This is a genomic window from Rhodosalinus sp., assembly GCF_041685465.1.
In the GTDB taxonomy this organism is placed as follows: domain Bacteria; phylum Pseudomonadota; class Alphaproteobacteria; order Rhodobacterales; family Rhodobacteraceae; genus Rhodosalinus.
Genome location: NZ_JAWLFS010000198.1, coordinates 1 through 5,664, shown reverse-complemented (window position 1 = coordinate 5,664; position 5,664 = coordinate 1). Strand labels below are relative to the sequence as shown.

General features: G+C 70.1%; 8 protein-coding genes and 1 tRNA gene. All 9 read right to left on the bottom strand.

From position 1 onward, the window contains the following. Position 1 precedes the first annotated feature (1 nt). Positions 2–78 (bottom strand) — tRNA-Arg (locus tag ACESL7_RS12225). A gap of 81 nt (positions 79–159) precedes the next feature. Continuing rightward, entirely contained in the window at positions 160–1,380 is a 1,221-nt protein-coding gene (locus tag ACESL7_RS12220; RefSeq protein WP_372893597.1) for a cysteine desulfurase, read from the bottom strand. Positions 1,381–1,400: 20 nt separating this feature from the next. Further along, complete coding sequence (locus tag ACESL7_RS12215) at positions 1,401–1,979, bottom strand: Yip1 family protein (protein WP_372893596.1); 579 nt, start codon at positions 1,977–1,979, stop codon at positions 1,401–1,403. Further along, positions 1,976–2,473 (bottom strand): YIP1 family protein, encoded by a 498-nt coding sequence (locus ACESL7_RS12210; RefSeq protein ID WP_372893595.1) that lies wholly within the window; start codon positions 2,471–2,473, stop codon positions 1,976–1,978. Before ACESL7_RS12210 ends, ACESL7_RS12215 begins: the two co-directional genes overlap by 4 nt. Then, entirely contained in the window at positions 2,473–3,756 is a 1,284-nt protein-coding gene (locus tag ACESL7_RS12205) for a SufB/SufD family protein (RefSeq protein WP_372893594.1), read from the bottom strand. The genes ACESL7_RS12210 and ACESL7_RS12205 overlap by 1 nt, the downstream gene beginning before the upstream one ends. After that, positions 3,756–4,511: a Fe-S cluster assembly ATPase SufC gene (gene sufC, locus ACESL7_RS12200; RefSeq protein ID WP_372893593.1), complete on the bottom strand. Its 756-nt coding sequence runs from the start codon at positions 4,509–4,511 to the stop codon at positions 3,756–3,758. The genes ACESL7_RS12205 and sufC overlap by 1 nt, the downstream gene beginning before the upstream one ends. Positions 4,512–4,543: 32 nt before the next feature. Then, a complete protein-coding gene (locus ACESL7_RS12195) occupies positions 4,544–5,152 on the bottom strand; it encodes a class I SAM-dependent methyltransferase (protein ID WP_372893592.1) in 609 nt (202 codons plus the stop codon). Between the two features lie 3 nt (positions 5,153–5,155). After that, complete coding sequence (locus ACESL7_RS12190) at positions 5,156–5,467, bottom strand: heavy metal-binding domain-containing protein (RefSeq protein ID WP_372893591.1); 312 nt, start codon at positions 5,465–5,467, stop codon at positions 5,156–5,158. Positions 5,468–5,483: 16 nt separating this feature from the next. After that, the coding region (locus ACESL7_RS12185; RefSeq protein WP_372893590.1) for a SufD family Fe-S cluster assembly protein at positions 5,484–5,664 on the bottom strand (181 nt) is incomplete at its 5' end.

Here is a 5,664-nt window from a genome sequence, read left to right as displayed (position 1 = left end):
GTGGCGGTCCCGACAGGATTCGAACCTGTGACCTCGCGCTTCGGAGGCGCGCGCTCTATCCGGCTGAGCTACGGGACCGGCACCGCTCCCTTAGCGCCGCGGCCGGCGATGCGCAACCCGTCGCCGCCGCCGCGCGGGCGCGGGGACGCATCCCGCGCCTCAGTCGAACAGCTCGTGCGCCAGCTCGAGCGCGTCGACCAGCGCGTCGACCTCGTCGGTCGTGTTGTAGAGCGCGAAGCTCGCCCGGCAGGTCGCCGGCGTGCCGAGGAAATCCATCAGCGGCCCGGCGCAATGATGGCCCGCGCGCACGGCGACGCCCTTCTTGTCGAGGATGGTGGAGATGTCGTGCGCATGGGCGCCGCCCTGCATCGTGAAGGAAAAGATCGCCGCCTTGTCCGGCGTCGTCCCCTGCACGTTCAGCCAGTTGAGCCCGCCGAGCCGCGTGACCGCGTAGTCGCGCAGGCCGTCCTCATGCGCCGCGACCGCCTCCATGCCGAGATCCATGAGCCACTCGAGCGCGACGCCAAGGCCGATCTGCTGAACGATGCCCGGCGTCCCCGCCTCGAACTTCATCGGCGGATCGGCATAGGTCACCTCGTCCTTGTGCACCTCGCGGATCATGTCGCCCCCGCCGATGAAGGGGCGCATCTCCTCCATCCGCTCGCGCGCGATCCAGATCGCGCCGGACCCGGAAGGGCCATAGAGCTTGTGGCCGGTGACGGCGTAGAAATCGCAGCCGAGCCCGGCCACGTTCACCGGCATGTGCACCGCGGCCTGACTGCCGTCCACCAGCACCGGCACGCCCTTCTCCCGCGCGCCCGCGCAGATCGCCTGAACGTCCACCTTCGTGCCGAGGACGTTGGAAAGATGCGTGATCGCCACCAGCTTGGTCTTCGGCCCGATCGCGTCGATCACCGCCTGCGGATCGAGCGCGCCGGTGGCGTCCACGTCCACCCATTTCAGCACCGCGCCGTGGCGCTCGCGCAGGAAGTGCCAGGGCACGATATTGGCGTGATGCTCCATGACACTGAGCACGATCTCGTCGCCGGGTTCGATCCGCGGCATGGCCCAGCCGTAGGCCACAAGGTTGATGCCCTCGGTGGTGCCCGAGGTCATCACGATCTCGTCCTCCGAGGGCGCGCCGAGGAAGCGGGCCACGGTGCCGCGCACGGCCTCGTATTTCTCGGTGGCGAGGTTCGAGAGATAGTGCAGCCCCCGGTGCACGTTGGCGTATTCCTCGGCGTAGCCTTTCGTGACCGCGTCGATCACGCACTGCGGCTTCTGCGCGGAGGCGCCGTTGTCCAGATAGACCAGCGGCTTGCCGTTCACCTCGCGCGCGAGGATCGGAAACTCCGCCCGGATCGCGTTCACGTCATACATCGCCATCGTCCCCTATCGCGTCACGACTGAGGTAGCGCGCCACCGAAGAGCGTCACGAACAGCGTGAGCCCCAGAGCGAGCGCGAGCACGCTGAGCGCGACCGCCCCGAGCGACTTCAACAGGCTGCCGTAACCATGCGCCATATCGACGAAATTCAGAAGGATCCAGAAACCGATTACCGCCGCCGCCAGCACCACCAGCGACGACAGGACCGGGCTCAGCGGCACGAGCACCAGAAGCGCGGCCTGCACCGCGAGGCGCAGCGCCTGAAGCCACACCAGCAGCACCATCACGTCGTCGAGCGATCCCGCCCCGCCGAGCGCGCGGCCGACGTACCAGAGCGCGTAGATCGTGCCGATCAGCCCGGCGGCGAGGAAGGCCGCGAAGGGCACCGGCGAGAGGGCGGCCATCGGCACGTCCGAGGGCGGCGGCACCAGCATGTTGGACAGGCCGTAGACGGCGGCGTTCAGCACGATCACCAGCGCGAGCGCCGTCCAGAGCGCGCTGCGCGGCAGGTCCAGCGCGAGCAGCCGGCGCGCGGCCTCCCGCGGGTCGCGTATCGTCTCGATCGCCAGTTGCCCGAGCGCCGCGGTCGTCATGCCATCCCTTTCTCGGCCTCCCGGAGGCTCGCGATCCAGAACCACCCGAAAGCGACCAACCACAGAACGCCGACGATCTGCAAGCCCGGTCCGGGCCCGACGAAGCCCTCGACCAGCCCGTGAAGCAGAAGAAGCGGTGCCGCGGCGAGAAACGACCAGAAAAGCGCGAGGCGCGCACCGAAGAACCCGCCCTGCCCCCCGAGGGCCCGCGCGACGAGATGCGAGAGCGCCGCGAGCCCGTAGAAGAGAAGCGGCGCGACGAAGATCCAGCCGAAGAGCGCCCCGGCCATCATCGCCTCGAAGGAGGGACCCTCGGCGTCGGTCTCGAGCGTCGCGGCGCGCTGCAGCGCCGGCCAGCGCCCGATGAACGCGAGAAGACACCCGCCCATCAGGATGGCGAGTGCCCGGTCCTCGCGCCGCCCGGCCGCCAGCAGGCGGCGCATCACGGCTCGCGGCGACCGGTAGGTCGCCGCGATATCGGTTGTCACCGGCATCAGCCGCGCCGACGCGCAAGCCAGCTCTCGAGCCGCGCCGTGATGTCCCCGGCGAGCGCCTCGTCCTCGATCTCCTCCACAGCCTCGGCGAGGAAGGACAGCGTCAGGATATCGGTCGCCTCGCCTTCCGGCACGCCGCGGGAGCGCAGGTAGAAGAGCGCGTCCTCGTCGATCGCGCCCGAGGTCGAGCCGTGCGAACAGGCCACGTCGTCGGCGTAGATCTCGAGCTCCGGCTTGGCGAGGAACTGGCTGTCGTCGTCGAGAAGCAGCGACTGGCTGATCTGGTAGCCGTCGGTCTTCTGCGCGACCGGATGGACGAGGATCTTGCCCTGAAAGACGCCCGTGGCGCCGTTGCGGAGCACCTTCTTGAAGACCTGGCGGCTCTCGCAGTCGGGCGCGGCGTGGGTGATGAACACCGTGTCGTCGCCGTGAAAGCCGCGGTCGCCCGCGCTCGCGCCGGCGATATGCGCCACGCCGCCCGCGCCGGCCATCTCGACCACGGTCTCGTTGCGTGTCATCACGCCGTTCACCGTGACCGAGAAGCTCTTGAAGACGCTCGCCTCCCCGACACGGGCGAAGACATGCGTCGCCGCGCGGCGCTCGTGGTCGCGGCCCTGCGCGCGGACGTGATGAAAGGTCGCGCCGTCGGCGAGGTCGACCTCGATCACGTTGTTGAACCGCGCCGCCGCGGGCCCGTTCTCGAGAAGCGTGAGCGTCGCCCCGGCCTCGACCCGGATGCAGTGGTGCAGATAGGCGTCCGAGGTCGTGGACTCGTGCCGGTAGATCAGGCTCACCGGCCTGGAGGGCGTCGCCGTCACGCGGATCAGCACACCGTCGGTCGCATGGGCCGTGTTGAGTGCCGCGAGCGGGCGCGGCACGGGATCGTGCCCCCGCGCCTCGAGCGTGCCGTAGATGTCGCGCGCCCAGTGCAGATCCGCCGCCCCCGCCTCTTCGAGGCGCGCGATCTCGATCCCCTCGAGCGCGAGGTCATCGGAGGCCGCCGCGTCGAAGACGCCGTCGGTGAAGACGATCTTCAGCCGGTCGAAGGCGTCGAACATCGGCGGCTCGCCCGCGTCGAAGACCGCCGCCTCGGGCGCCTCGATTGCTGTGAGCGTGTCGGGGCGCGTGAACTTCCAGTATTCGTCGCGCGCGCCCGGCAGACCCATCCCGCGCAGGCGCTCCAGCGCCGCCTCGCGCGCGGCGCGCGGCCAGCCGTCCGCGGGCATCGTCAGCGCGCCGAGGCGCGCCTCGAGCGTGTCGAGCTTCGGCTGCGGGAGCGCCATCACGCCACCTCCCCGGCGAACTCGGCGTAGCCGTTCTTCTCGACCTCGAGCGCGAGCTCGGGGCCGCCGGTCTTCACGATGCGCCCGCCGGCCATGATATGCACGACGTCCGGCACGATGTGGTCCAGAAGCCGCTGGTAGTGCGTGATCACCAGGAAACCGCGGCCCGCGTCGCGCAGCTTGTTCACGCCCTGTGCCACGAGCTTCATCGCGTCCACGTCAAGGCCGGAGTCCGTCTCGTCGAGGATGCACATCCGCGGCTCCAGCATGGCCATCTGGAGGATCTCGTTGCGCTTCTTCTCGCCGCCCGAGAAGCCCGAGTTGACGCCGCGCTTGAGCATCTCGGCGTCGATGTCGAGCTCCCTGGCGCGGGCGCGCACGAGCTTGAGGAACTCGGTCGAGTTCATCTCGGCCTCGCCGCGGGCCTTGCGCTGCGCGTTCACCGCGGTGCGCAGGAAGGTCATGTTGCCCACGCCCGCGATCTCGACCGGGTACTGGAACGCGAGGAAGAGACCGGCCGCCGCGCGCTCTTCGGGCTCCATCTCGAGCAGTTCCTCGCCGTCGAGCTGCGCCGACCCATCCGTGACCTCGTAGCCGTCGCGCCCCGACAGCACGTAGGAGAGCGTCGACTTGCCCGAGCCGTTCGGCCCCATGATCGCGTGCACCTTGCCCGCCTCGACGGAGAGGTCCACGCCCTTGAGGATCTCCTTGTCCTCCTCCTCGAGCTTCACGTGGAGATTTTCGATGGTCAGCATGTGGTCGTCCCTTCCTTCTGCCTGCGCGCCGCTCACGGCCGCGTCATCAGCGTCACGATTTGCGTCAGCCGCTCGGCCGGAACCGGCCGCGGCGTCACCTCCCAGAGGGCCATGCGCCCCGCCATGCGGGGCGGCCCGAGATACTCCTCGACGACGTGGTAGTGGCGCCGCGGCGCGTAGTCGTCGAAGAGCAGCGTGAACGGCCCCGGCGCCCGGAAGAGCGCCGCGAGCGCGCAGCCCACCCGGAACCGCCCGTCCACCAGCACCGCCTCCGGCGCCAGCCCCTCGCGGTCCCAGACCCCGAGCGGGTAGCGCGCGTAGCGCCGCCACCCCGAGTCGTCGGCCGGATGGCCCCACTCCTTCGTCGGGCCGATGTCGGCCCGGATCACCTCCACCGCCGAGCCGTCGGCCGGCGGGTTGTCCGCGAACCAGGCACGCATGCGCGCCGCCCAGTCCGGATCGCTCTCCACCGCGACGACCCGCTTGCCGGGCATCTCGGCGGCCATGACCGTCGACCCGCCCGAGCCATACTCGAGGATCGTCCCGGCCCCCGCGTAGACCGCGCGAAGCGCCGCCGCTTCCGCCTCCGGCAGCGTCAGCTCCGGCCGTGCCGGCCCGGTCTGCGACAGCGGCGGACCCACGGCTCAGCCCAGCGTGACCGCGGTGCCGGAGGCCGAGACCATCAGCATGTTGTTGATGACCTCGTAATCCAGGTCGACCCCGACCACGGCCGTGGCGCCGAGCGCCGCCGCGCGGCCCTCCATCTCGCGGATCGCCGTCTCGCGCGCCTCGGCGAGGCTCGCCTCGTAGGCGCCGGAGCGGCCGCCGAGGATGTCGGTGATCCCGGCGAAGACGTCGCGGAAGACGTTGGCGCCGATGATCGCCTCACCCGTGACGATGCCGTGATAACCCTCGATCTTGCGGCCCTCGACGGCGGGCGTGGTGGTGACGATCATGGCGCCTGTTCCGTCCTCAGCCGACCGAGCCCTCGAGCGAGATCGCCACGAGCTGTTGCGCCTCCATCGCGAACTCCATCGGCAGCGCCTGCAGCACCTCCTTGGCGAAGCCGTTGACGATCAGCGCCACGGCTTCTTCCTCGTCCATGCCGCGCGAGCGGCAATAGAAGAGCTGGTCGTCGTCCACCTTCGAGGTC